Annotated in this window: 21 protein-coding genes; 9 read left to right on the top strand and 12 right to left on the bottom strand. The window is 69.0% G+C overall.

Annotated features, from left to right (window positions below):
* Positions 1 to 33: 33 nt before the first annotated feature.
* Positions 34 to 993: a MurR/RpiR family transcriptional regulator gene (locus tag ACO0LU_RS08445; protein ID WP_424790927.1), complete on the bottom strand. Its 960-nt coding sequence runs from the start codon at positions 991 to 993 to the stop codon at positions 34 to 36.
* 179 nt (positions 994 to 1,172) lie between these two features.
* Here ACO0LU_RS08445 and ftsH point away from each other — a divergent pair, with 179 nt between their 5' ends.
* A complete protein-coding gene (gene ftsH, locus ACO0LU_RS08440) occupies positions 1,173 to 3,245 on the top strand; it encodes an ATP-dependent zinc metalloprotease FtsH (protein WP_424790926.1) in 2,073 nt (690 codons plus the stop codon).
* Between the two features lie 6 nt (positions 3,246 to 3,251).
* On the opposite strand, the gene uvrB is transcribed toward ftsH, so the two are convergent.
* Entirely contained in the window at positions 3,252 to 5,348 is a 2,097-nt protein-coding gene (gene uvrB / locus ACO0LU_RS08435) for an excinuclease ABC subunit UvrB (RefSeq protein ID WP_424790925.1), read from the bottom strand.
* A 165-nt stretch (positions 5,349 to 5,513) separates the two neighbouring features.
* Between uvrB and ACO0LU_RS08430 the strand changes: the two genes are divergently transcribed.
* The 5 genes from ACO0LU_RS08430 (at position 5,514) to ACO0LU_RS08410 (ending at position 10,106) form a co-directional block, all read left to right on the top strand.
* Positions 5,514 to 6,203: an alpha/beta hydrolase gene (locus ACO0LU_RS08430; protein ID WP_424790924.1), complete on the top strand. Its 690-nt coding sequence runs from the start codon at positions 5,514 to 5,516 to the stop codon at positions 6,201 to 6,203.
* A gap of 87 nt (positions 6,204 to 6,290) precedes the next feature.
* Entirely contained in the window at positions 6,291 to 6,983 is a 693-nt protein-coding gene (locus tag ACO0LU_RS08425; protein ID WP_424790923.1) for a TetR/AcrR family transcriptional regulator, read from the top strand.
* On the top strand, positions 6,967 to 7,890 hold the full coding sequence (locus ACO0LU_RS08420) for an ATP-binding cassette domain-containing protein (RefSeq protein ID WP_424790922.1): 924 nt from the start codon (positions 6,967 to 6,969) through the stop codon (positions 7,888 to 7,890). Before ACO0LU_RS08425 ends, ACO0LU_RS08420 begins: the two co-directional genes overlap by 17 nt.
* Complete coding sequence (locus ACO0LU_RS08415; RefSeq protein ID WP_424790921.1) at positions 7,887 to 9,539, top strand: ABC transporter permease; 1,653 nt, start codon at positions 7,887 to 7,889, stop codon at positions 9,537 to 9,539. The genes ACO0LU_RS08420 and ACO0LU_RS08415 overlap by 4 nt, the downstream gene beginning before the upstream one ends.
* Positions 9,540 to 9,680: 141 nt before the next feature.
* Positions 9,681 to 10,106, top strand: coding sequence for an OsmC family peroxiredoxin (locus ACO0LU_RS08410; RefSeq protein ID WP_424790920.1), 426 nt, complete (start codon positions 9,681 to 9,683; stop codon positions 10,104 to 10,106).
* A 20-nt stretch (positions 10,107 to 10,126) separates the two neighbouring features.
* On the opposite strand, the gene coaE is transcribed toward ACO0LU_RS08410, so the two are convergent.
* The 3 genes from coaE to rpsA form a co-directional block, all read right to left on the bottom strand.
* The gene (coaE, locus tag ACO0LU_RS08405) at positions 10,127 to 11,371 is read right to left on the bottom strand and encodes a dephospho-CoA kinase (RefSeq protein ID WP_424790919.1); all 1,245 of its coding nucleotides are present in this window, start codon (positions 11,369 to 11,371) and stop codon (positions 10,127 to 10,129) included.
* A 62-nt stretch (positions 11,372 to 11,433) separates the two neighbouring features.
* On the bottom strand, positions 11,434 to 12,063 hold the full coding sequence (locus tag ACO0LU_RS08400; RefSeq protein WP_424790918.1) for a pyroglutamyl-peptidase I: 630 nt from the start codon (positions 12,061 to 12,063) through the stop codon (positions 11,434 to 11,436).
* 97 nt (positions 12,064 to 12,160) lie between these two features.
* On the bottom strand, positions 12,161 to 13,651 hold the full coding sequence (gene rpsA, locus ACO0LU_RS08395; protein WP_424785831.1) for a 30S ribosomal protein S1: 1,491 nt from the start codon (positions 13,649 to 13,651) through the stop codon (positions 12,161 to 12,163).
* A 273-nt stretch (positions 13,652 to 13,924) separates the two neighbouring features.
* Here rpsA and ACO0LU_RS08390 point away from each other — a divergent pair, with 273 nt between their 5' ends.
* Genes ACO0LU_RS08390 through moaA form a run of 3 tightly spaced genes read left to right on the top strand, consistent with a single transcriptional unit; the run spans position 13,925 to position 15,944 of the window.
* Complete coding sequence (locus tag ACO0LU_RS08390; protein WP_424790917.1) at positions 13,925 to 14,413, top strand: MogA/MoaB family molybdenum cofactor biosynthesis protein; 489 nt, start codon at positions 13,925 to 13,927, stop codon at positions 14,411 to 14,413.
* A complete protein-coding gene (locus tag ACO0LU_RS08385) occupies positions 14,413 to 14,856 on the top strand; it encodes a molybdenum cofactor biosynthesis protein MoaE (protein ID WP_424790916.1) in 444 nt (147 codons plus the stop codon). Before ACO0LU_RS08390 ends, ACO0LU_RS08385 begins: the two co-directional genes overlap by 1 nt.
* Positions 14,853 to 15,944: a GTP 3',8-cyclase MoaA gene (moaA, locus tag ACO0LU_RS08380; protein ID WP_424790915.1), complete on the top strand. Its 1,092-nt coding sequence runs from the start codon at positions 14,853 to 14,855 to the stop codon at positions 15,942 to 15,944. The genes ACO0LU_RS08385 and moaA overlap by 4 nt, the downstream gene beginning before the upstream one ends.
* A 33-nt stretch (positions 15,945 to 15,977) precedes the next feature.
* Here moaA and ACO0LU_RS08375 read toward each other — a convergent pair whose 3' ends face one another.
* From ACO0LU_RS08375 to ACO0LU_RS08345, 7 genes are read right to left on the bottom strand one after another with little or no spacing between them, the layout of a single operon-like run.
* Positions 15,978 to 16,220 carry a MoaD/ThiS family protein gene (locus ACO0LU_RS08375; RefSeq protein WP_424785827.1) on the bottom strand — a complete coding sequence of 81 codons (243 nt, stop codon included), beginning with the start codon at positions 16,218 to 16,220 and terminating at the stop codon, positions 15,978 to 15,980.
* Entirely contained in the window at positions 16,217 to 16,756 is a 540-nt protein-coding gene (gene moaC, locus ACO0LU_RS08370; RefSeq protein ID WP_424790914.1) for a cyclic pyranopterin monophosphate synthase MoaC, read from the bottom strand. Before moaC ends, ACO0LU_RS08375 begins: the two co-directional genes overlap by 4 nt.
* Complete coding sequence (gene glp, locus ACO0LU_RS08365) at positions 16,753 to 18,012, bottom strand: gephyrin-like molybdotransferase Glp (RefSeq protein ID WP_424790913.1); 1,260 nt, start codon at positions 18,010 to 18,012, stop codon at positions 16,753 to 16,755. Before glp ends, moaC begins: the two co-directional genes overlap by 4 nt.
* The gene (locus ACO0LU_RS08360; RefSeq protein ID WP_424790912.1) at positions 18,009 to 19,235 is read right to left on the bottom strand and encodes a ThiF family adenylyltransferase; all 1,227 of its coding nucleotides are present in this window, start codon (positions 19,233 to 19,235) and stop codon (positions 18,009 to 18,011) included. The genes glp and ACO0LU_RS08360 overlap by 4 nt, the downstream gene beginning before the upstream one ends.
* Before the next feature lie 39 nt (positions 19,236 to 19,274).
* The gene (locus ACO0LU_RS08355; RefSeq protein ID WP_424790911.1) at positions 19,275 to 22,049 is read right to left on the bottom strand and encodes a multicopper oxidase domain-containing protein; all 2,775 of its coding nucleotides are present in this window, start codon (positions 22,047 to 22,049) and stop codon (positions 19,275 to 19,277) included.
* Positions 22,046 to 23,179 (bottom strand): hypothetical protein, encoded by a 1,134-nt coding sequence (locus ACO0LU_RS08350; RefSeq protein ID WP_424790910.1) that lies wholly within the window; start codon positions 23,177 to 23,179, stop codon positions 22,046 to 22,048. Before ACO0LU_RS08350 ends, ACO0LU_RS08355 begins: the two co-directional genes overlap by 4 nt.
* A gap of 13 nt (positions 23,180 to 23,192) precedes the next feature.
* Positions 23,193 to 23,489 (bottom strand): DUF2249 domain-containing protein, encoded by a 297-nt coding sequence (locus ACO0LU_RS08345; protein ID WP_424790909.1) that lies wholly within the window; start codon positions 23,487 to 23,489, stop codon positions 23,193 to 23,195.
* Positions 23,490 to 23,696: the final 207 nt, after the last annotated feature.

The following is a 23,696-nucleotide window of genomic DNA, read 5'->3' as shown; positions in this document are numbered from 1 at the left end:
TGTGGTGTACCGGGCCTGGACCGCCTTGATCGCTCACTGCGGCACCGCCTGGGCCGGACGTTCGCGCCGGTCCGGCCGCTCGGCAAGGCGGTCGGTCCGACCGGGCCTGCGGTGACCGAGCACCGCGGCGGCCGAGGCGGCGATCCGCTCCAGGGTGGCGTCGTAGTTGCGCTGGGCCACCAGCAGGTAGAGCAGGTCCAGGACGAACAATTGCGAGTGCTTGGCCGACAGGTCCGCCGGGTGCAGGTACCGCTCGGGTACCGAGGCGATCAGGCAGGCATCAGCCAGTTGGCCCAGAGGCGAGGTGAGCCGGTTGGTGATGGCCACGGTGTAGGCCGCAGATGACTTCGCCCGCCCCAGCATCTCGATCGTCTCGCTGGTCAGCCCGGAGTTGGAGATCCCGATCGCCACGGTGTGCTCATCCTGGATCGAGGCGCTGGCCAGGCCTGCGTGCACATCTCCCCAGGAGTGGGCGTTCACCCCGATGCGATAGAGCCGGTTCCGCAGTTCCGATGCCATCGCCGCGCTGCCACCGGTCCCATAGATGTCGAGGTGACGGGCGCCTGCGATCCGGTCGGCCACCTGACCGCAGAGTTCCAGGTCAAGCAGCGCGGCGGTGGCGCGCAGAGAGCGTTCGTGGGCGTTCAGCACGTTGCGCAGCACGTCCTGGGCGGAGTCGTCCGGTCGCAGACTGCGGCCGATGTCGGCGCGACGCTCCTCATCGGGCGTCCGGGCGGAATCAGCCGCGACTGCCACGCGGAACTGCACGTAGCCTCCAAACCCCAGTAGCCGGCAGAACCGGGTCACCGTGGCAGCCGAAGTGCCTGCCCGGTCAGCGAGGTCGGTGATCGACAGTTCCAACGGCGCCGTGGGCTGGGCCAACAGGAGTATGCCGATCTTGGCCATCGTCTCCGACATCTGCGGCAGCAGCGCCTCGATCCGCTCGATCACCCGGACGGGTGTATCGGCGGAAAGCGACGACTCTGACCTCATGAAAATTCCTCTCACGCCTCGGCGCGCTTACGTGAAAGATATTCTCACCACCGCGCAGGGTCAAGGATCCCTTGGTCACAGATTGATCACAGGTGCTCGTGAAGGTAGAGATAGCGTCATCCGTGAGCATTGGCTCAGGTGGGCCCTAAAATGGGAAGTCGGACCAAGGAGGTACGACGATGGCAGAGGCCGACCGCGCAGGTGACGCGCCTAAGGACCGCCGACGGAACGACGGCGGTCGGCCCGGGCGCGACGTAGGGCGAGACGCCCAGGATGTTCCGCCCCACTGGCGCACCGAGGGCCTGCCGGACTCCCCCCAGCCGCCGCGGTTCCGCTGGGGCCGGATGCTGGTCCTGGTGGTGGTCGGCTGGCTGGTGCTGTTCGGCCTGACCACGACCCAGGACCAGTTGGCCTCGCGGGTCACGACCATCCCGTACTCCGAATTCACCGAGCAGGTTGGCGAGGGCAACGTCGAGACAGTGTTCTCCAGGGGTGACACCATCGAGGGCGTACTGATCGAGGCCGCCGAACTGCCCGAGGACGGGGGCACCTACACCGAGTTCGTCACCGAACGCCCGACCTTCGCACAGGACGATCTGCTCTCCGAGTTGGAGCAGCACGGCGCCGTGGTGGCGGCCACCCCGCTCGTGCAGGAACGCGGGATCCTGTCCAACCTGCTCATCTCCCTGTTGCCCTTGGCCCTGATCGTGGCCTTCTGGGTATGGCTCTTCCGGCGTCAGGCCAAGGCGATGGGGGGCATGGGGGGCGAAGGTCTGCTCGGCAGCGGCTCCAAGAAAGTCAAACCGGTTGAGCCCGAGTCGGTCCGGGTGAATTTCGACGACGTTGCCGGTATCGATGAGGTCAATGCCGAACTCACGCAGGTGGTCTCCTTCCTGAAGGAGCCCGACCGCTACACCAACCTGGGTGCGAAGTTGCCCAAGGGCGTGCTCCTGGAGGGGCAGCCCGGCACCGGAAAGACGCTGATAGCGAGGGCAACCGCGGGCGAGGCGGACGTACCGTTCTTCTCTGCCAGTGGTTCGGAGTTCGTCGAGATGATCGTCGGCGTCGGGGCCCAGCGGGTCCGCCAGTTGTTCGAAGAGGCGCGCAAGGTGGCCCCGTCGATCATCTTCATCGACGAAATAGACACCATTGGTCGCGCCCGTTCAGGACCACAGGCTTCCGGGTCCAACACCGAGCAGGAACAGACCCTGAACCAGATCCTCACCGAGATGGACGGATTCAGCGGCTCCGAAGGAGTCGTGGTGCTGGCGGCTACGAACCGTTCGGACATGCTCGACCCCGCGCTCACCCGTGCCGGACGGTTCGATCGCAAGATCACCGTTTCGGCTCCGGACCAAGTGGGCCGCCGACAGATTTTGGAGGTCCACACCCGCGGCAAGCCACTGGGCCCGGACGTGACCCTGGAGGACGTGGCGAAGTCAGCCCCGGGCATGACCGGCGCCGACCTGGCCCACCTGGCCAACGAGGCTGCCATCCTGGCCGTCGAGCGCGGCGGTACCGCACTGATCGCGCGCGATTTCGCGGTCGCCCTGGAGAAGGTCCAACTCGGCAGCGAACGTTCGATGGTGATGCCCCAGGAGGAGAGGGTCCGCACCGCCTATCACGAGGCCGGACATGCCCTGCTCGGTATGCTGCAACCTGGTGCGGATCCGGTGCGGAAGGTCTCGATCATCCCCCGTGGCCGCGCGTTGGGCGTGACCCTGTCCACCCCCGAGACCGATCGGTACGGCTACGACGTGGACTACCTCAAGGGCCGCATCATTGGCGCCCTAGGCGGTATGGCGGCTGAGCAGGAGATCTTCGGTGTCATCACCACCGGTGCCGAGTCCGATCTCCAGCAGGTCACCGCGATAGCGCGGCAGATGGTGGGCCGATGGGGAATGTCACCGACCGTAGGGCCGATCCAGGTGTACCCGCGCGAAGGTGATCCCCGCCAGTCCGGGGCCTCGGACCAACTGCTCGCCACCGTTGACGACGAGGTCCGGGCCCTGATCGCTTCGTGCTACGACGCCGCCAGGCACCTGCTGCGCGAGCACAGGCCCAAGCTCGATGCCATCGTGGCGGCGCTGCTGGAGCATGAAACACTCGATGAGTATCAGGCTTATGAGGCCGCGGGCGTCGAACAGGCGCCCGCGCGCCCGCTCCTGGTCGGAGCGCTGCCGGGCTCACCTGGTCATGACTCCGGCGGAGCGCAGCAGCAATCCACAGCCGACGGCACGTCCCGCGACTGAGCGCGCTCAGGCGGTCGCCTCGCTCATCTGTCGCAGTTCCTTCTTCAGATCGGCGATCTCATCTCGTAGCCGTGCGGCCAGTTCGAATTGCAGTTCCTCGGCAGCGGTGTGCATCTGATCGGAGAGTTCCTGGATCAGCCCCGCCAGATCCGATGCGGCCGCACCAGCCAGTGCCTGCCGTCCGGTGGTCTGGCTGCGCGGAGTCGGTGCCTGGCCGCGGCCCTTGCCCTGCTGACGGTAGCCACCGGACAGGAGTTCGGCGGTGTCGATGTCCTCCCGGGCGAGCATGTCGGTGATATCCCCGATGCGCTTGCGCAGCGGCTGCGGGTCCACGCCGTGGGCCTTGTTGTAGGCGACCTGCTTCTCCCGGCGCCGGGAGGTCTCCTCGATCGCGGCACGCATGGAGTCGGTGATCCCATCGGCGTACATGTGCACTTGGCCGGACACGTTCCTGGCCGCGCGCCCGATCGTCTGGATCAAGGATGTCCCCGAGCGCAGGAACCCCTCCTTGTCCGCATCGAGGATGGACACCAGGGAGACCTCGGGCAGGTCCAGTCCCTCACGCAACAGGTTGATCCCGACCAGCACGTCGAACACCCCCGAGCGCAGTTCCCGGAGTAGTTCCACCCGGCGCAAGGTGTCCACCTCCGAGTGCAAATATCGCACCCGCACCTGTTTCTCCAGGAAGTAGTCGGTCAGGTCCTCGGCCATCTTCTTCGTCAGGGTGGTGACCAACACCCGCTCATCGCGCTCGGCGCGCGCGTTGATCTCGGCGAGTAGGTCGTCGATCTGGCCCTGGGTCGGCTTGACCACCACCTGGGGGTCCACCAGCCCGGTGGGCCGGATGATCTGCTCGACCACCCCGTCGGACTGGGACAGCTCATACGGCCCCGGGGTCGCCGAGAGATAGACCGTCTGCCCGATCCGGTCCAGGAACTCCTCCCAGCGCAGCGGCCGGTTGTCCATCGCGCTGGGCAGGCGGAACCCGTGCTCGACCAGGGTGCGCTTGCGGGACATATCACCCTCGAACATCGCCCCGATCTGGGGCACCGTGACGTGCGACTCGTCGATGACGAGCAGGAAGTCCTCCGGGAAGTAGTCCAGCAATGTGTGCGGTGCCGACCCCGCCGGCCTGCCGTCGATGTGGCGGGAATAGTTCTCGATCCCGGAGCAACTACCGATCTGACGCATCATTTCGATGTCGTAACTGGTGCGCATCCGCAGCCGCTGGGCTTCGAGCAGTTTGTTCTGTGACTCCAGGACCTGCAGTTGCGCGGTGAGTTCGTCCTCGATCGACTCGATCGCCCGCTCCATCCGCTCCGGGCCGGCCACGTAGTGCGAGGCGGGGAAGAGGTAGGTCTGGGTCTCCTGACGGACCACGTCCCCGGTGAGTGGATGCAGGGTGTACAGCGCCTCGATCTCATCCCCGAACATCTCGATCCGTAGCGCTAGTTCCTCATACACCGGGATGATTTCGATGGTGTCACCGCGCACCCGGAACGTGCCCCGGGTGAACGCCATGTCGTTTCGGGTGTACTGCATCTGCACGAACTGGCGCAGCAGGTCATCCCGCTCGATCTGTTGGCCGACCTCCAGCGGCACCATCCGATCCACGTACTCCTGCGGTGTTCCTAATCCGTAGATGCAGGAGACCGAGGCCACGACCACCGTGTCCCGGCGGGTGAGCAGGCTGTTGGTCGCTGAGTGCCGCAGTCGCTCCACCTCGTCGTTGATCGAGGAGTCCTTCTCGATGTAGGTGTCGGACTGCGGGACGTAGGCCTCGGGCTGGTAATAGTCGTAGTAGGAGACGAAGTACTCCACCGCGTTGTTCGGCAGCAGGTCACGGAACTCGTTCGCCAGTTGCGCCGCGAGCGTCTTGTTCGGGGCCATCACCAGCGTGGGGCGTTGCACCTGTTCGATCAGCCAGGCCGTGGTCGCCGACTTCCCGGTACCGGTGGCACCCAGGAGCACCACATCTTTCTCCCCGGCGTTGAGCCGCTCGGTGAGTTCGGCGATGGCGGTCGGCTGGTCCCCGGAAGGGGTGAAGTCCGAGACCACCTCGAAGGGCGCTACCGCCCGCTGCAGATCGGTCACAGGTCGCATGCGACCACAGTACGACCTCGCACCGACATCGGCCCGGGTCATTTCTCCCCCGGCGTCGCCGCGCAAACCCCGAGGCCGTGCACGCGCACCCGCGCCGGTCCGCAGCCACCTCGGAATACCAGCCACAGGGCCTACCGTGCCCGGCGGACTCCTAGACTGGCGCCCATGACCGCTCCCCCGACCCACCTGCCCGTGGACGATCGAGCGGTCCTCTGGTCCGTGCCGGAGCCGGACCGGTCGCGTGCCCTGGCCGAACGGCCACTGCTGGTGATGCTGCACGGGTTCGGCTCCAACGAACACGACCTGGCGAGCCTGTTCCAGGCCCTGGGTCACCGGTACCTGATGGCGAGTCTGCGTGCACCGCTGCCCCTGCAAGGGTTGAGTGGCTCCTACGCATGGTTCCCCCTCGACCCGGAGCGACTGGCCGCGCCGAACCCTGCCCTGGCCGACGCCGCCACCCGTGGGGTGCTGCGCTGGTTGGAGCACACCCATGCCCGGGTGCGCACCGCCGGCCCGGTGGGCCTGCTCGGATTCAGTCAGGGTGCGGCGATGTGCCTGCAGATGCTGCGTCACCAACCGGAGGCCTTCGCTTGTGCTGCGTTGCTCTCGGGCTTCGTGGTGCCCGGCCTGCACGGCGGCGATGAGGCGCTGGCCCAGATCCGCCCGCCGGTGTTCACCGGGGTCGATCCGGCCGACCCGATCATCCCGCCGGCGGCGCGGGAACGCCTGGAATCGTTCGCCCGGGAGCACACCACCCTGTCCGCCCGGACCTACCCCGGCGTCGGGCACGGAATCTCCTCGACGGAACTGCACGACGTCGTCACGTTCCTCGAGGAGCACCTGCCTCGCAGTTGAGGCGCTCCGGCACGTGCGCCCCACCGGGAACGTGTTCTCGTGCTATACCTCTTGTGCTGACTGAACATTCAGTCATATCGTAAGGACATGCCGACCACACCGCATCCACCACCCCCCGATCCCACCGAGGATCCGCAGACCAGCGCCGGCAAGTCACGAATCCTGCAGGCTGCCACCGAACTCTTCGGAGAGCGCGGCAGCAGCGCCACGAGTTTCAAGCGGATCGCCGAACGCGCCGGCGTCGCCCCGGCCCTGATCGTGCACCACTACGGTTCGAAGGAAGGGCTGCAACTCGCCTGCGATCAATACGTCGTGGACACGGTGCACCGGGTCAAGACCGAGGGCGCGCCCGGCAGTTCCCTCGATCCCCTCGGCCCGCTCTGGGCCTTCAAGCAGTACGGTCCCGTGATGCGCTACCTCGCTCGCCGCCTCGGTGAGGACAGCGACCACGTCAACGACCTGGTGGACAGCATGGTTGATGACGCCACGCAGCGAACCGCCGAGGCCGAGCAGATGGGCATGATCCGGCACAGCGACGACCCCCGCACCATGATCGCCGTGCTGACGGTGTGGTCGTTGGGCGCGCTGGTGATGCACGACCACCTGGAGCGGCTCATCGGTGAGGATCTGCTCGGCGGCTCCGGACCACCGCTCTCCTACCTGCGCGCCGCCACCGAGATTCTCGGCGAAGGGATCCTCACCCCCGATGCGTACCAGGCACTACGCGCCGGCATCACCACACCCCCACGGAAAGGGAACGCAGATGAATCCCGTGATTGAGACAACCGACCTGGTCAAGACCTTCGGCTCCACGCGCGCGCTGGACGGCCTCGACCTGCGGGTGGAGGCCGGGGAGGTGCACGGTTTCCTCGGACCCAACGGTGCCGGGAAATCCACCACCATCCGGGTGCTGCTGGGCCTGCTCCGGGCCGACGGTGGCACAGCCAGGCTGTTCGGGTCCGACCCGTGGGCGCAGTCGGTCTCGCTGCACCGGCGCCTGGCCTACGTCCCTGGTGACGTCGAACTCTGGCCCAAACTCACCGGAGGTGAAGCGATCGACGTGTTCGCGCGCCTGCGTGGCGGAGTGGACCGGCGTCGCCGGGACCGGTTGGTCGAGCGGTTCGACCTGGACCCCACGAAGAAGACCCGCACCTACTCCAAGGGCAACCGGCAGAAGGTGGCGCTGATCGCGGCGCTGGCCTCCGAGGTGGAGTTGCTGCTCCTGGACGAGCCCACCGCGGGCCTGGACCCGCTGATGGAGGTCGTCTTCCAGGAGACCATCCGAGAAGCACGCCAGCAGGGCACCACCGTGCTGCTCTCCAGCCACATCCTGGCCCAGGTGGAGGTCCTGGCGGACCGGATCTCGATCATCCGGCAGGGCCGGATCGTCGAGAGCGGATCACTCCGTGACCTGCGGCATATGACCCGCACCACGTTCATCACCGAGACGAAGACCTCGCCGGAAGCACTGGGCGAACTGCACGGGGTGCACGACCTGACCCGGCAGGACGGCCAATGGCACTTCGATGTCGACGGTGACCGGGTCGACGAGGTGCTGCGCGCCCTCAGCGCATTAGGGGTGCAGTCCATCGTGGCCCAACCCCCGACCCTGGAGCAGTTACTCATGCGCCACTACGGGGACGACGTCGCGGCGCGGGTGGAGCAGACGCCGGGCGAGCGGTCATGAGCACGATCACCGCCCGTCCCGCGGAACACGCGGAGCGCTCCGTGCAACGCAACAGCCCGGGTACCGGTACCGCCGCCCTGGTGCGCCTGGCACTTCGACGCGATCGGATCAGAATCCCCGCATGGGTGGCCGGCTTGGGGCTGTACGTCGTGTACGTCTCGACCGCACTGCCCGCGATCGCCGGCACTGAGGAAGAACTCGGCGCCCTGGCGCCGCTGTTGGAACAGCCCGTGGGACGGATGTTCACCGGACCCGCCTACGGCATGGACGCGCTGACCCATGAGCGATTCTTCGCCAGCGGCTACGTGCTGTACCTGTTCGTCCTCGCCGCACTGATGTCCATCCTGCTCATCACCCGGCACACCCGGGCCGAGGAGGAGTCCGGCCGGGCCGAACTGGTCCGCGCCAGCGTGGTCGGGCGGCACGCGCACCTGACCGCGGCTCTCATCGTGGCCGCGCTGGCCAACCTCGGCGTACTGGTGGTCATCACGGCGATGTCGGTGGCCGGAGGGTATGGCGCTGTGGGCTCGCTGCTGATCGGAACGGGCACCGCCCTGGTCGGCATGGCCTTCGCCGGGATCGCCGCGGTCACCGCCCAACTCAGCGAGAACAGCCGTCCCGCATCTGGCATGGCCGGCGCCGTACTCGGGGCGGCGTTCGCGTTGCGCGCCCTTGGCGACATGGCGGCGGTGGGTGGCACGGCGCTTTCGTGGGCCTCGCCCCTGGGCTGGGCCTCCCAGACCGCGCCGTTCGTGCACGACCGGTGGTGGCCGCTGGCCCTGCTGGTCGCCCTGGCGATCGCGGCCGTCGCGGCCGGTTTTGCCCTACAGCACCGACGGGACCTGGGCGCAGGCCTGCTTGCGTCATCGAAAGGCCCGGCGCGGGCACGCGACGTCCTCGGCACTCCCCTGGGCCTGGCCGCGCGGCTGCAGCTCGCCGCCGTCGTCGCCTGGGGGCTGTCCATCACCGCCCTGGGCGTCCTCAACGGTGCCTTCACCCAATTGATGGTCGAGGCCGCCGACGACATGCCCGAGGCATTCCGGGACGTGTTCGGTTCCCAAGCACTGATGGAGGGCTACCTGGCGTTCATCGCCGCGTTCAATGCCTACATCATCGTGGCCTACATCGTCTTCGCCGTCCAAGGGCTGCGAGCCGAGGAGACCGGCGGGCGCGCCGAGGCGGTGCTGGCCACCCCCACCAGCCGGGCAACGTGGGCAGGCTCGCACCTGCTCGTCATCGCACTCGGTGCGACGGTGATCATGATCGTGGCCGGTGTGGGAACCGGGCTGGGTGCGGCCATCTCCACCGGGAACTGGTCGCTGGTCGGCACCCTCCTGGGCGTGCATCTCAACCTGCTTCCCGGGCTGCTGTTGGTGCTCGGGCTGAGCGGGTTGCTGTTCGGCTGGCTTCCGACGCTGATGGCCCCCCTCGGATGGACAGTGGTGGGTCTCGTCGTGGTGGCCGGCGTCTTCAGCGACCTTCTCGACCTGCCCGACTGGGTGCAGCAGTTGTCACCGCTGAGCCACCCGGCGCAACTACCGGTGGAGGACTTCGCCGCGACGCCGTTGGTGTGGCTGGGCGGGCTGACGGTGCTCGGTGCGGGGCTGGGGCTGGTGGGCCTGAGCCGGCGCCAGATCTACGTGCGCTGAGACCTGCGGACGCGCCGGCGCGACTGCGGTGAGGTGCCCACCACGTGGGACGCCATGCCTTGAGTGCCGGCTCCGGCTGCGCCTGGCGCGGGGAACAGGCAGGATGGCCACGTCACTGAATCCACGGATGAGGAGTACACCATGGCTGTTGTCAGCAAGGCGAGCACCGCATGGAAGGGCGACCTGTTCAACGGCTCCGGAGCCACCAGTCTGCAGACCTCCCAGGTGGGCACCTTCGACGTCTCCTGGAAGGCACGAGCCGAACCGGGCGCGGGCACCACGAACCCGGAGGAACTGATCGCGGCGGCGCACGCCTCCTGCTTCTCCATGGCCTTCGCCAAGGAGTTGGCCGACAACGAGACACCCCCCACGGCACTGGAGACCAGGGCCGAGGTCACCTTCGAACCGGGCACCGGCATCACAGGGATCACGCTGCGCGTGACCGGCACGGTCGAGGGCATCAGCGCCGCGGACTTCGAGCGGCTCGCCGAGGGCGCCAAGGACGGGTGCCCGGTCTCCCAGGCGCTGGCCGGGGTCGAGATCCACCTGCAGGCCACCCTCGCCTGAGCAGGGCGCAGGGTCGCGGTTCACCCTTGGCCCGGATGCCAGCCGGTCTTCCCGATCCAGGACTGCAGACGAGGCCAGGCGGCGGTGAACCACGGCTCCTTGGCCTCTGCATACTCACCGGTCGTGGCCGTACCGGCGACGGTGCGTCGCTTCAGGTCGGCATACTCGGCCCGCGCTTCCCCGTCGGCGCGCAGCCAGTCCCGGAACGCCAGCGCGTAGCGCCACCCGGGGCCACCCACGTGCCGCACGTGCAGGTTCACCGGCCTTCCCGGGTCGGCGTTGGTGTAGAGGCGTTTGCGCCACTGCGCCGGTTCGGGTGCGTGGGGTTTGGGTACATCGCCCTCGATCGCGGTGTGCCGGATGAACCCCGCGGTGCGTAACGGCTCATCGAGGTCCACCGCGGCGTCGAGGTCTACGACGCCCAGCTGCAGGTCGATGACGTCCTTGGCCACCAGGCCGGGGACCGCGGTCGAACCGATGTGGTCGGCCGTCTCGACCTGCTCCCCCACGGCGTGCCGGATCCGGGCAAGCAGGTGCTCGGCCTGCACGGCCCAGGGGCGATCCAGCCCGGTCGGACCGGCACCCGTTACGGCACCCGTGCCCCCGGGAGGCTCCATCAGCATTGCGGGGCCCGGCCCACGCTCGGCCCGCCGGTTCTGCGCGATGTTGTGCGCGAACGGCGCCAGCCGGGTGTGCCACAGGTCCTCGATCTCCCCGCGCACCTGCGCCTTGGGTCGCTCGGTTTCCAGCCACACGTCCGCCACGGCTCGGCGGCGCTGATCGTCGGTCTGTGCCCGTATCCGCGACCAGGCATCTGCCTCGGAGAGTCCGCGCCCGGTCACCAGGCGGCGATGACGCTCGATTTCGCCCGCTCCTGCCACCAGGACCAGGTGATACCGGTCGGCCAGGTCATTCTCCACGATCAGCGGTACGTCGTGCACCACGATCTGCCCGGGTGGCATCCGGCTCAGGAGTGCCCGGGTGCGGTCGGTGACCAGCGGGTGGACCACCGCCCCCAGCCGCGCGCGGGCCTCCTCGTCGTTGAACACGATCCGGCCAAGGGCCGGCCGGTCCAGGGAGCCGTCGGGTTGCAGCACCTCGGGCCCGAAGGCCCGCACCACCTGGGCCAGGCCGTCGGTGCCCACCTCGACCACCTCCCGGGCGAGGACGTCGGCGTCGATCAGGCGTGCGCCGAGGGCGGTCAGCACCGCCGCCACGGTGGACTTCCCGGCCGCGATCCCGCCGGTGAGGCCGATGTTGAGCACGCTCCGACAGTAGTGGTTCGGGCGGCGGTCGTGGTGCGCCCGGCTCCGCACCGTGCTCGTGCTCAGTCCACCGCGCCGTCAGGCACGACGTCGTCGGTCTCGGTGGCCAGGGCACACTCCACCGCCGCGACCACCGCCCGGGTGGCCCCGGCCACGCCGAGCACCTCGACCGGCGGTAGGTGGGCGAACCCGGCCCGCGTCGTCGTCGGCCCTTCCACGCGCCATCCCCCTCCTGCGGCGGCATGCAGCCCGGCGTACATGACCGCGTTGCACCCGTAGGTGCCCGCGCTCAGGGAGAGTTCTGCCTCGATGCCGACCTCATGGATCGCCCGCCGCATCGCCTTCACCGGCAAGGTGGTGAAGTAGGCGCTCGGGCCCGCGGGGATCACCGGTACGTCCACGGGCTGCTCCCCGGCGTTGTCCGGGATCCGCGCGTCGATGAGGTTGACCGCCACGCGTTCCAGGCCAAGGCGTTCCCGGCCCGGCGCGAGCCCCAGACTGAGGACCACCTGCGGGCGGTATCGCCTGACCAGGTCGCCGATGAGCCGCACGCAGCGCGAGAAGTCCACGGGGAGGACCTCGGTCTCCCAGCCGGGGTGATCCTGCAACGCGGTGGCCACCTCGAGCGAGGGGTTGCTGGCGTGGCCACCGAAGGGTTCGAAACCGGTGATCAGCACTGTCGTCGTGGACATCGCGCCCACTCTAGCCACCGGACAGAGCAAGGCCCCTCACCCGAACCCGGGTGAGGGGCCTTGCGCGGGCTGATCAGTGTTGATCAGCGTGGACGGCTCAGTTGCCGGTCAGCTTCTCCCGCAGGGCAGCCAGCGCCTCATCGGAGGCGAGGGTGCCGCCGGTGTCGGCCGGCGCAGCGGTGTAGCTGCTGCTGGAGGACGAGGACGGGGAAGCGGACGAACCGCTGTCCTCCTCGCCGACCGGAACCTCGGAATCGGCCTCGATCGCGGCGGCCACCTGCTTCTTGTGGGCCTCCCACCGGGACTGTGCCTCGGCGTACTGGGACTCCCACGCCTCGCGCTGGGCCTCGAAGCCCTCGAGCCACTCGTTGGTCTCCGGGTCGAAGCCCTCGGGGTACTTGTAGGTGCCCGCCTCGTCGTACTCGGCGGCCATGCCGTACAGCGACGGGTCGAACTCGTCGCTGTTCGGGTCCACACCCTCGTTGGCCTGCTTCAGGGACAGCGAGATGCGGCGACGCTCCAGGTCGATGTCGATGACCTTGACGAACACCTCATCGTCCACGGTCGCGACCTGCTCGGGCAGTTCGACGTGACGCTGGGCGAGTTCGGAGATGTGCACCAGGCCCTCGATGCCGTCCTCCACGCGCACGAACGCACCGAAGGGCACCAGTTTGGTGACCTTGCCCGGCACCACCTGACCGATCGCGTGGGTACGGGCGAAGGCCTGCCACGGGTCCTCCTGGGTGGCCTTCAGCGAGAGCGAGACACGCTCGCGCTCGAAGTCCACGTCGAGCACCTCGACGGTGACCTCCTTGCCGACCTCCACGATCTCGCTGGGGTGGTCGATGTGCTTCCAGGACAGTTCCGACACGTGCACCAGACCGTCCACGCCACCCAGGTCCACGAACGCACCGAAGTTGACTATCGAGGAGACGACACCGGGGCGGACCTGGCCCTTGGCCAGCGTCTGCAGGAAGGTGGAGCGCACCTCGGACTGGGTCTGCTCCAGCCAGGCGCGCCGGGACAGCACCACGTTGTTGCGGTTCTTGTCCAGTTCGATGATCTTGGCTTCGATCTCCTGGCCGATGTAGGGCTGCAGGTCACGCACCCGGCGCATCTCCACCAAGGAGGCGGGCAGGAAGCCGCGCAGCCCGATGTCCAGGATCAGGCCACCCTTGACGACCTCGATCACGGTGCCGGTGACGACGCCGTCCTCTTCCTTGATCTTCTCGATCGTGCCCCAGGCACGTTCGTACTGGGCGCGCTTCTTGGACAGCAGCAGCCGGCCTTCCTTGTCCTCCTTCTGCAGGACAAGTGCTTCCACGTGCTCGCCCACCTCGACGACCTCATCGGGGTCGACGTCGTGCTTGATGGACAACTCGCGGGACAGGATGACGCCCTCGGTCTTGTACCCGATGTCGAGGAGGACCTCGTCACGGTCGACCTTGACGACAGTGCCCTCGACGATGTCACCGTCATTGAAGTACTTGATGGTCGCGTCAACGGCTGCGAGGAAGTCTTCTTCCGAGCCGATGTCATTGACTGCGACCGACGGGACGCTGGTCGAGGCGGGGGTAGTGATAGTCATTGAGTAGTGGACTCCGTTGCGGACAGGGATTGTTGGGATATCTGGCGTGGCACGCCGCACCCGGATTGACCGGGACGGGCCGAGTCTGATCACAATGACCGGACAACAGGCCCGCTTTCGACCGCGACACCACGTGGATGACAAGCCATCCGGGCATGCGGGCACGAGGCACCGACAACGCAGTCTAGTGCCTGCGGGCAACCGTGAGCAACGTGATCTGCGCAGCCAGGTTCCGGCCCGCCCCGAGCCGCCTATGCGGGTTAGGCTCGGAGGATGCTAACCCAGCAGCGCACGCCCCGGGCCTTCGTGATCACCGTGTCCGATCGGAGCGCGGCCGGAGAACGTGAGGACCGCTCCGGTCCGCTGGTCGAACAACACCTCACCGACCACGGTTTCGCGGTGACCCGTCAGATCGTGCCCGACGGCGTGGAAACGGTGCGTACCGCCCTCACCCAGGCGCTGGACGGCGGCGCCGACGTCGTGTTCACCCTGGGTGGCACCGGCGTCAGTCCGCGGGACCGCACCCCGGAGGCGATCGCACCCATGCTGGAACTGGAACTGATCGGGGTGGCCGAGGCGATCCGCGCACACGGGCTGAGGACCACGCCGACGGCCGCGCTGTCCCGCGGGCCGTGCGGTGTGATCGGAACCACCGTGGTGATCGCTCTGCCCGGCTCCTCGGGTGCCGTACGCGACGGTCTCGAGGTGGCGGTTCCGTTACTGCCCCACCTGCTGGACCAATTGCGCGGAGGAGACCACTGATGACGGTGACGCACAAGGATGAACGCCTGAACATGATCCAGGTGACCGAGCAGACCCTGGACGTCGCCGAACACATGGCCGCAGTGGACGATCCCCGGTGCGGAGCGGTGACCACCTTCGTGGGGCAGGTGCGCGATCACGACCCGGGCGTGCCCGGCGCGGTCACCTCGATCAGTTACTCCGCCCATCCCGACGCCCAGTCGGTGCTCGAGCGTATCGTGGCCGAGGTCTCCGGCGGCGACGATCCGCTGCGGATCGCGGTGAGTCACCGGGTGGGTGACCTGGTTGTGGGCGACCTGGCCCTGGTGGTGTGCGTGGCCAGCCCGCACCGCCCACAGAGTTATGCGGCATCGCGTGAGGTCGTGGAACGGATCAAGGTCGAGCTGCCCGTCTGGAAGAAGCAGCACACCGCCGATGGCGCCGGCCACTGGAGCGGCATATGAGTTCCCAGCCGGTACCGGTGACGATCGGGTCCGCTCCTGTCCCGCCCCGGACGGTTCCGGACCCGGACCCGCGGCGCGGCAGCCCACTGGTGGACACCTTCGCACGGGTGCACCGGGACCTGCGCATCTCCCTGACCGACCGTTGTTCGCTGCGCTGCACCTATTGCATGCCCGAACAGGGCATGGAGTGGCTGGCCCGCTCCTCGATCCTCTCGGTGGATGAGATCGTCCGGGTCGCCCGGATCTGCGCCGAGGCGGGCATCTCCACGTTCCGCCTCACCGGCGGTGAACCGCTGCTCCGCCGCGACATCGTCCAGGTGGTCTCCGAACTGGCGGCGCTTCGCACCCCGGACGGCAAGCCGGTGCAGGTCGCCATGACCACCAACGGCATCGGCCTGGACAAGGTGATCACCGCCCTGGTCGATGCCGGCCTGGCCCGGTTGAACATCAGTTTGGACACCGTTCAACCCGAACGCTTCGCCGAACTGACCCGGCGCAACCGGTTCAAGGACGTGATGGCCGGTATCGAGGCCGCCTCCCGCTCCGGGCTGCGCCCGTTGAAACTCAACGCCGTGGCGATGCGCGGGGTCAACGACGACGAACTGGTGGACCTGGTCGAATTCGCCCTGTCGATGCAGGCACAGATGCGGTTCATCGAGCAGATGCCGTTGGACGCCGGCCACACCTGGGACCGGAAGCAGATGGTGACTCGCGAGGAGATCCTGGCGGCCCTGGGCAAGCGCTGGGAACTCCACCCGGTGCCGGGTCGTGGCGGTGCTCCCGCGGAGAAGTTCCGACTCGATGACACCGACAGCCACGTCGGGGTGATCGCCTCGGTCACCGCCCCGTTCTGCGGGGCGTGCGACCGGTTGCGTCTGACCGCCGACGGCCAGTTGCGCAACTGCCTGTTCTCCACCGACGAGTACGACCTCATCCCGGTGGTGCGGGCCGAGGACCCGGAGTTGAACACCGATGAGCGCATCGACGCGGTGCTGCGGGCCTGCATCGACGCCAAGAAGGCTGGGCACGGCATCAACGATCCGGGCTTCCTGCAACCTGCACGTGGGATGAACGCCATCGGCGGCTGAACCCCCAGGCGCCGACCCGGCACAGGGCGGGCGTCAGCCCCCGGCGAAGGGCGGCAGCACGTCCACGGTGGCGCCGGCGGGCACCGGATCCTGGGCCGAGGACGACCGGCGCCCGTTGACCAGGATCGAGCACCGGTCCAGCACGTCGCCGGTGCCCGGACCACCGTGTGCGGTCAGGTCCCGGAGCAGGTCACCGACCGTGCCTGCGGCGGACTGCACCTCGGTCCGCCCGATCATCTCGGCAGCGACGGCGAACAGCCGCACCCGCACACTCATGCCGTCCTCCGCGATTCATCCGCGGGCGCCGCGCCGCCCGCCGGCGCCGGTGGCCCGTCGCCTGCCTCCTCACGGCGCCAGGACCCGGACCGGCCCCCGTCCTTGGCCTCGAGGCGTACGTCGGAGATCCAGGTGGCCCGGTCGATGCCCTTGACCATGTCCACGACCGCCAGGCCCGCCACCGACGCCGCGGTGAGGGCCTCCATCTCCACCCCGGTGCGGTCCGCGGTGCGAACCGTGGCGACGATGCGCACCCCGCCCTCGGCCGGCTCGACGTCAACGTTCGCCCCGTGCACCCCGATCACATGGGCCAGCGGCAACAGATCCGCACACTTCTTGGCGGCGTTGATTCCCGCGATCCTGGCCACGGCGAACACATCGCCCTTCGGTGCGGTGCCGTCGTGCAGATGGCCCATCACCTCAGCGTTGCAGTGCACGAACGCACTGGCCGTTGCCGACCGTATCGTGGGTGACTTCTCGGTGACATCGACCATTCGGGCGTGGCCCGCCTGGTCCAGGTGGGTGAAGGCGGTCATAGATGTCCTCCCGGTTCGACGACGGCCTCGACGATGTCGCCGGGCTCGACATGATCGATGTGCCCGGGAACGATGGCGTACCCGTTTGCCCGTGCGAGGCTGGCCACCAGGTGTGACTGGGACCCGTGCCTGGCGGCCGGGCTGATCTCGGCGTGCCCATCGGCGCCGGGCCGCACCCGGGCGGGCAGGTACTGGTCCCGCACGGGCGGGGTGCGCCATCCCTGGGTGGCCCGGGCCGGCACAGTGGCGGGCAACATGACGTCCGGCGGTGCACCGTGCAGCAACTGCAGCGCCGGCCGGACGAACACGTGGAAGGACACCCATGCGCTGACCGGGTTCCCGGGCAGGCCGAACAGCCACGCGCCGCCGTACCGGCCGAACGCCTGGGGCTTGCCCGGCTGCATCGCGACCTTGCTGAAGGTGACGTCCTCGGACCCGGCGAACACGCGGGTCAACGGGTCGTAGGCGCCGGCGCTGACTCCCCCGGTCAGTACGATCACATCCGCCTGCGGCTCAACCTGGGCCAGGTGGTCGGCCAGTTCGGCGGGGTCGTCCCCGACCGGTGCGGCGCTCACCACCTCGGCACCTGTCTGGCGGGCCAGCGCGCTGATGAGTAACGAGTTGGAGTCCGGGATCTGGCCCCTGGCCAGGTCCGCGCCCGGTGGCAGCAGTTCGCTGCCGGTGGCGATGACGGCGACCTTCGCCCGTGGGTGCACGCCGACCCTGCCCTGGCCGGTGGAGGCCAGCGAGGCCAGGGCCGTCGCGTTGAGGTACGTGCCGGCCGGTGCGACGAGGTCCCCGGGCATCATGTCCCCGCCGGCGGATCGCACGTGCCGGCCGTGCGTCTGGTGCTGGTTGATGGTCACGGTCGCGGCGAGTGCGCCGTGCGGGTCGGTGCGGTCGGTGTGCTCCAGCTGCACCACGGTGTCGGCGTCGGTGGGCAGCACCGCCCCGGTCATGATCCGGGCCGCCTGCCCCTGCCCGAGCGCCGGGTCCAGGCCGCTGCCCGCGGGCAGGTCGGCGACGACGTCGAGCGTGACCGGGGTATCTACGGCTGCACCGGCCACGTCGGCGAACCGGACGGCGTAACCGTCCATGGCCGAGTTGTCCCATGGCGGAACCGGGAAGCGCGCGTGCACCGCTTGGGCGAGGCGTAAGCCGTGGGCCTCGGTCAGCGGGAGGTGCTGGGCCGTCAGCGGCCGCATCCCGGACAGGATGCGCTCGCGCTGGTCGGACACCGGGATCAGGTCACTCATACCAGTTCCGGTTCCTGGCGTAGGTGGTCCACGGCTCCGGGGGCCAGCACCGCACTGGTCCAGCCGGCCCGGATGAGCAGGCGGGTGGCCCGTGCAGCTCGAAGGCCTGCGGAGCAGTAGGTGACCACATCCTGCTCATCGTCCAGTCCGGCCCGGCGCAGCAGGTCCGTGACCGCCTGCGTCTCGTCTGCCCCCCGGGCTGCCTGCAGCAGCGCGCTGATCGGCACGTTCACTGCTCCGGGCAACGCGTCATGGGCGGCCTCATCCGGCTCGCGCACGTCCAGCAGCACCGTCGCCACCTTGTCGGTCCGGTCTCGGCGCTGCTGGAATGCACCCAGGTCCAGGGTGGTGACCCCGTCCGGTGGCCGGACCGCCCCCAGGGGGTTCCCGACTGCGGCGCCGGGCGCGGACGCGGTTGCGCCCATCGCCGGCACGGCCTCATCGGCGCCCCGGCCGGTGTGCAACGGGACCTCGTGAACTCGCATCGTGAGCGCGTCGATGACGGCGACCCGGCCCAGCAGCACCTGGCCCATCCCGGTGATGAGTTTGATCGCCTCGGTGCCCATCATCGAGCCGGCGATGCCGCACAGGGACCCGATCACCCCGGCCTCGGCACACGAGGGCACCGTGCCCGGCGCCGGCGGGCGGGGGAACAGGTCACGCATCGTGACCGGCGCGGCGGGTGCCGGTGGCGCGGACCAGAACACCGACACCTGGGCGTCGAAACGCAGCACCGAAGCCCACACCAGCGGGATCGCCAACTCCGCGCAGGTGTCTGCCACCAGATAGCGGGTGGCGAAGGTGTCGGTCCCGTCCAGTACCAGATCGTGCCCGGTGAGGATCCGGGCCGCGTTGTCATCGGTAAGCCGCTCTTCGTGCAGTCGCACCTGTGCACCGGGGTTGAGCCCGAGCACCCGCCGCCGGGCGGTCTGCGCCTTGGAGGATCCGAGGTCTTCATGGGAGTGGATCACCTGCCGGTGCAGGTTCGAGGCCTCGACCACGTCGTCGTCGATGATCGTCAGGCTGCCGACCCCGGCAGCGGCCAGGTACTGCAGCACGGGTGCACCGAGTCCTCCGGCTCCCACCACCAGCACACGGGCGGCTGCGAGACGGCGCTGGCCGATCTCACCGAACTCCGGCAGCAGCGTCTGACGCGCGGTGCGGGCCGCTTCCGTCGCGGACAGAGCCGGCACCGGTTCGACCAGGGGCGGCAGGGACGTCATCGCTTCAGTCTAGGTCTGAAAAACTCCACGTGCCCTCGCCTACTCGGTCACCGTGACGATCCCCGAGGCACCTCTTTCGGCATCAGCCATCACATGGCTGACCATCGGGTAGTTCCCGGCCTCGCCGAAGACGGTCTCGACGAACCCGCCCTGGGCCACCGCGACCGAGAGCGCCTGACTGCCGCCGCCGGTGTTGCCGAAGGCGTCCACCCCGCGGTTCAGGTGGTAGCCGCCCTCGTGGAAGACGGTGTCGAACTGCGAACCGACGATGTGGAAACTGCTGCCCCGGTTGGGGCCGGCGTTGAGCACCCAGAACCGCACCCGCTCCCCCACCCGTGCCGGGAGCGGCTGCTGACGATACTGGAAGGCGATGCCGTTGAACGCGACCGCATCAGCGGAGCCGGCCCGGGCGCGGTCGGCGTCCACCTCGGCAGCGTTGCCCCGCTCGTGCCCGCTCGCCCGGAGGTAGGCCTCGGACTGGACCAGCACGTAGTTGCGGTCCACCGGCTCCAGGTCGTCGGGTTCGATGATGACCGCCCCGAACATGCCGGCCCCGATATGGCTGGTCATCGGGTCGGTGCCGCAGTGATAGAGCCAGATCCCGGCCATCCCGGCAGTGAAGCGGTAGACCAGCGACTCCCCCGGGGCGATCGTGCGCATCGGCTCGTCGGGGGCCAGCGACCCCGCGTGGAAGTCGATCGAGTGCCCGATCGTGCCGTCGTTGACCAGGGTGATCTCGAAGACGTCCCCGACCCGCCCGTGCACCGTAGGACCGGGCACCTGACCGTTGAAGGTCCATCGGCGCTGCCACACTCCCGGGGCCACCTCCAGTTCCACCTCCTGGGCGGTCAGGGTGAGTTCGTGGACGGTGCCCGCGTCGGTGTCCAGCGGCGCCAGCTCGGGATCGACGAAGCCGGTGACTTCTGCCGCGTCGGGCAGGATCGGTGGTCGTGGCCCGGCGGCATCGTCCTGCCCGCCTCCGTGCCCGGCGTGACGATGGCTGCCCGCCGCGGCGACGTCGTCATCGTCCCCTTCCGGCCCGGACGGGCCGGTCGGCGCCGGCCCGTCGCTGCCGACCGCGCTGACGCTGAGCACCATTCCCATCTGCCGGTGCCCCACGATGGTGCACCAGCCTTCCAACGACCCGGAGATGACACCGGCGTCCAACGTGGCCGAATCCCCGGCGGCCAGCCGCGGCGTCTGCTCACCGCCCAGGATCAGGTCGTGTACGTCGGAGGTGTCCTCATTGATCAGTTCGATCACGAGCCTGTTCCCCACGGGGACCTCGATGTGGTCGGGGCTGAACCGCATGTCGTCGGCCACCACCTGCACGGTCGTGGTCCGCCCGGTCGGGACGACGTCCTCGGCCGCGCCGGTCCCCGCAGTACCGGCGGGAGTGCCCAAACCGGCTGCGGCCGGATCCATACCCACCCCCACGGCGGTCGCCACCGCCAGCGCGGTGATCGCCCCCACGAACTGACCGCCACGCCAGAACGGGCCCCGGACCTGCTCACGGGAGACCGCCGCAGTGCTCTCCGTGCGCTCGGCGCTCCCGGCATCGGCAGCCGCTGCCTCCTGTTCCTTGCGCAGTGCCCGGCGGGCCCGGATGGCCCCGAGCATCAACGGGATGAACCAGGCCAGACCGGCCAGCGTCACCACCGAGGTGGTCACCCGCACCGCACTGGGCACCGGGAGCAGGAAGATGACCAGGCCGAGGTTGATGAGGACCAGGCGGGCGGCACCGGCCCGGTTGAACCACCATTGGGTGGTCCGCACCGCCGCCGGGCCCCCACCCAGCACGACCGGGATCAGGTAGGACATCGCGCCGGTGAGGAGTTGCGCGGCGAAGCCGGCCACGATCACCGCCACGACGGGGCCGAACCCGGCGGTCAGTTCCCCCCAGGTCGAACTCATCATGGTGTTCAGCGTCAGCCACCCCAGACCGACTACCGCCCAGATCATCGCGGCGGCCACCGAGGCCGGGGCGAACTCGCGCGGCGGGCGGGTGCGCGCGGGCCGCACCAGCGCCCGGCCCCACCAGACCAGCGCCAGAGCGTAGGCCAGCAATCCCGCGCCGACCACGGCCAGCACACCGGCCAGCGCCCCGGTCAGGACCACCACCAGGGCCGCGCCGAACACCGGTAGAGCCCGCTTGGCCAGGTGCTCGGCCCGCTCGTCCATCCGGGTGCGCAGCATCGTGGGCCACAGCGTGATCAGTGTGCCGGTCACGGTCAGTCCCACCCAGCCGAGCACATTCAGCATCGAGTGCGCCAGGAGCAACTGGCCGTGCAGGGGGTCGGCGTACCCGCGCGCCAGCAACACCCCGAACAGTGCGCCGACCGGGAGGAAGACGGCCGCGGCCAGGTAGTAGTGCACGGTGATCCGCATCCGGCCCGGCAGTGCGTGCCGCAACCGGCGCCACAGCGCCAGGAAGTGCGCCGCCACGGCGGTGACCACCAGGACGGCGCCGGCCACCGTGAGGGGCCAGATCGTGGTGGGCACCCCGATCATCACCACCGTGACACCGACCAATAGGATGGCCAGCCGCCGGGACTGACGACGGCGGTCATCCAGTTCCGTGGGAGTCTTCAGCAGGGCCTGGGCGAAGTAGACGCTCCAGACCATGATCGAGTGGGTGGCGGCGCCCAGGAGCACCAGGTGCACCATCAGCCAGCGGGACTCGGGCACGAACGGGTGGGCGATAGCCATGATCACCGCCACAACGAGCCACAGCAGGGCGGGCCGGTCCCGCATCGCCCAGACCCCCCGGGTGGTGGACGCACCCGCATGCGGCGGGGAGGTGGTGGTTCTCATGCCCGGGCCGCCGGTGTCGATCGGCTCCTGCCGGCCCAGACCGCCACGCCCACCGCGCTCAGTGCCAGCAGCAGCAATGCCGCGATCGTCAACAGGCCCCCGACCTGCCACACCCTGTTCACTTCCGTCACCATTCCCAACATGCGAACCACCATCCCGGCGTGCAGGACCGTCAGGGGCGCCCACAGCACCGGGTGATAGGGCAGCGAGATCCTCAGTACCGCCGGCAGGATCACCGGGGCGTGCGCCAACACCATCGACATGCCAAAACCCAGGAAGATCCCGTGCACCACCAGGTCATACCAGTGCGGCACCCCGGCCGGTGCACCGATCATCCAGACCAGGCCCGCCACGGCCAGCCACGCGTACCCGGCGAGCATCGCGACCGCGGCGAACCTGGGCAAGCCCTTGGCCCGAACCATCCGGCGGGCCACATCATGCCACCCGAGGTAAGCGGCCAGGAGGAGCAGCGTGAGACCGAAGGCGGCCGCTCCCGCACGGGAGAAGACCATGGTCGCCAACGCCGCGAGAACCAACGCACCGGCCAGCGTCAGGACGATCGGCTCGGCCCAGCGGGGCAGGGAGATCCGGGCCAATTCCACCCGTTCGGCGGCGATGGTGAGCACGATGAATCCGGACAACAGCGCGACCAGGTCCACGATCTCCACCCGGATCCAGAACGCGGCCGCGAACAGGGCCAGCAACGCACCGAGCAGTTGCACCAGCACGGTGTTGTCCCAGGACCGCCGCCAGAGTTGCAGGTAGACCGCGCACAGCACGGCCGCCCCGTTGACCAGTAGCAACTGGCCCAGCACCGCCGGTGCCGGGCTGAGCAGCGCCAGGGCGCCACCACCGAGCAACGTCGGTGCGAGGAAGCCCCAGGCGCTGCGCAGCGCGACCGCGCGCTCAAGCGAGATCAGGGCGCCCAGGAAGCCCAGCACCATCAGCATGCCGTGCAGCACGGGCAGACCCGCCGAGGTCACCGGGGCGGGCAGACCCAGCAGCAGCAAGGCGGCATTCAGCCCGGCGAGCATGCTCACGCCGGCGGCCAACAGCAGTACCAGCCGGCCTGCTCGCGTGCTCCGGCCGGTTCCGGTCGCCGGTCGGACCGGTTGCGCCGTCGTCGTCAATGACCCCTCCGTGCTAGTCGCGCTGCAGCCGCAGCCGCCAAGCCTCCGGGCCCTCCTCCAGGTAGGTCACCGAGATGCTGCCGGCCTCCCGTTCGGCGATCTGGGCCAGCAGCGGCTTGGGGTCGTGCGGGGCTACCAGCACCATCGCCTCACCGGAACCGATCGCGGACAGCGCACCGAACACGCTCCCATGCCGGATCCGGTGCGGGATGAGGCGTACATCCAGTTCGGGCAGGTCACCATCGTGCTCACCGCAGGCGCACCCGGCGGGCTCCTGGATCACGTTCAGCATCGGGCGGGCGTCGGTCATCGCTGGCTCCTCGGGTGAGCGTCGGGCTGGGACGCCTAATTATTACATATGCAGGTTGTGCAAATCCCCAAGCCGCCGCGACACCCCTCACGTGCCCCCGGGCGCACCGCGCTGGAGACCTGTTGCGCTGCCGGACCGGAGCCGCGATGCGTCCTGGAAATCCCATCGGGAATACGCACGCGGCGCAGCCGGCAAATGCCCGAACGG

It is taken from the genome of Pseudactinotalea sp. Z1748 (assembly GCF_049725185.1).
In the GTDB taxonomy this organism is placed as follows: Bacteria; Actinomycetota; Actinomycetes; order Actinomycetales; family Beutenbergiaceae; genus CALKWS01.
The sequence above is the reverse complement of the archived record's forward strand: the minus strand, read 5'-3'. Positions and strand labels throughout refer to the sequence as shown.

What these genes read in the sequence shown, in the direction of transcription:
- moaA (WP_424790915.1), top strand. Translation starts at nt 14,853, where the DNA reads ATGAGTTCCCAGCCGGTACCGGTGACGATCGGGTCCGCTCCTGTCCCG.
- glp (WP_424790913.1), bottom strand. Translation starts at nt 18,012, where the DNA reads ATGAGTGACCTGATCCCGGTGTCCGACCAGCGCGAGCGCATCCTGTCC.
- ACO0LU_RS08430 (WP_424790924.1), top strand. Translation starts at nt 5,514, where the DNA reads ATGACCGCTCCCCCGACCCACCTGCCCGTGGACGATCGAGCGGTCCTC.
- ACO0LU_RS08355 (WP_424790911.1), bottom strand. Translation starts at nt 22,049, where the DNA reads ATGAGAACCACCACCTCCCCGCCGCATGCGGGTGCGTCCACCACCCGG.
- ftsH (WP_424790926.1), top strand. Translation starts at nt 1,173, where the DNA reads ATGGCAGAGGCCGACCGCGCAGGTGACGCGCCTAAGGACCGCCGACGG.
- ACO0LU_RS08375 (WP_424785827.1), bottom strand. Translation starts at nt 16,220, where the DNA reads ATGAGTGTGCGGGTGCGGCTGTTCGCCGTCGCTGCCGAGATGATCGGG.
- uvrB (WP_424790925.1), bottom strand. Translation starts at nt 5,348, where the DNA reads ATGCGACCTGTGACCGATCTGCAGCGGGCGGTAGCGCCCTTCGAGGTG.
- moaC (WP_424790914.1), bottom strand. Translation starts at nt 16,756, where the DNA reads ATGACCGCCTTCACCCACCTGGACCAGGCGGGCCACGCCCGAATGGTC.
- rpsA (WP_424785831.1), bottom strand. Translation starts at nt 13,651, where the DNA reads ATGACTATCACTACCCCCGCCTCGACCAGCGTCCCGTCGGTCGCAGTC.
- ACO0LU_RS08345 (WP_424790909.1), bottom strand. Translation starts at nt 23,489, where the DNA reads ATGACCGACGCCCGCCCGATGCTGAACGTGATCCAGGAGCCCGCCGGG.
- ACO0LU_RS08385 (WP_424790916.1), top strand. Translation starts at nt 14,413, where the DNA reads ATGACGGTGACGCACAAGGATGAACGCCTGAACATGATCCAGGTGACC.
- ACO0LU_RS08360 (WP_424790912.1), bottom strand. Translation starts at nt 19,235, where the DNA reads ATGACGTCCCTGCCGCCCCTGGTCGAACCGGTGCCGGCTCTGTCCGCG.
- ACO0LU_RS08420 (WP_424790922.1), top strand. Translation starts at nt 6,967, where the DNA reads ATGAATCCCGTGATTGAGACAACCGACCTGGTCAAGACCTTCGGCTCC.
- ACO0LU_RS08410 (WP_424790920.1), top strand. Translation starts at nt 9,681, where the DNA reads ATGGCTGTTGTCAGCAAGGCGAGCACCGCATGGAAGGGCGACCTGTTC.
- ACO0LU_RS08415 (WP_424790921.1), top strand. Translation starts at nt 7,887, where the DNA reads ATGAGCACGATCACCGCCCGTCCCGCGGAACACGCGGAGCGCTCCGTG.
- ACO0LU_RS08400 (WP_424790918.1), bottom strand. Translation starts at nt 12,063, where the DNA reads ATGTCCACGACGACAGTGCTGATCACCGGTTTCGAACCCTTCGGTGGC.
- ACO0LU_RS08390 (WP_424790917.1), top strand. Translation starts at nt 13,925, where the DNA reads ATGCTAACCCAGCAGCGCACGCCCCGGGCCTTCGTGATCACCGTGTCC.
- ACO0LU_RS08445 (WP_424790927.1), bottom strand. Translation starts at nt 993, where the DNA reads ATGAGGTCAGAGTCGTCGCTTTCCGCCGATACACCCGTCCGGGTGATC.
- ACO0LU_RS08425 (WP_424790923.1), top strand. Translation starts at nt 6,291, where the DNA reads ATGCCGACCACACCGCATCCACCACCCCCCGATCCCACCGAGGATCCG.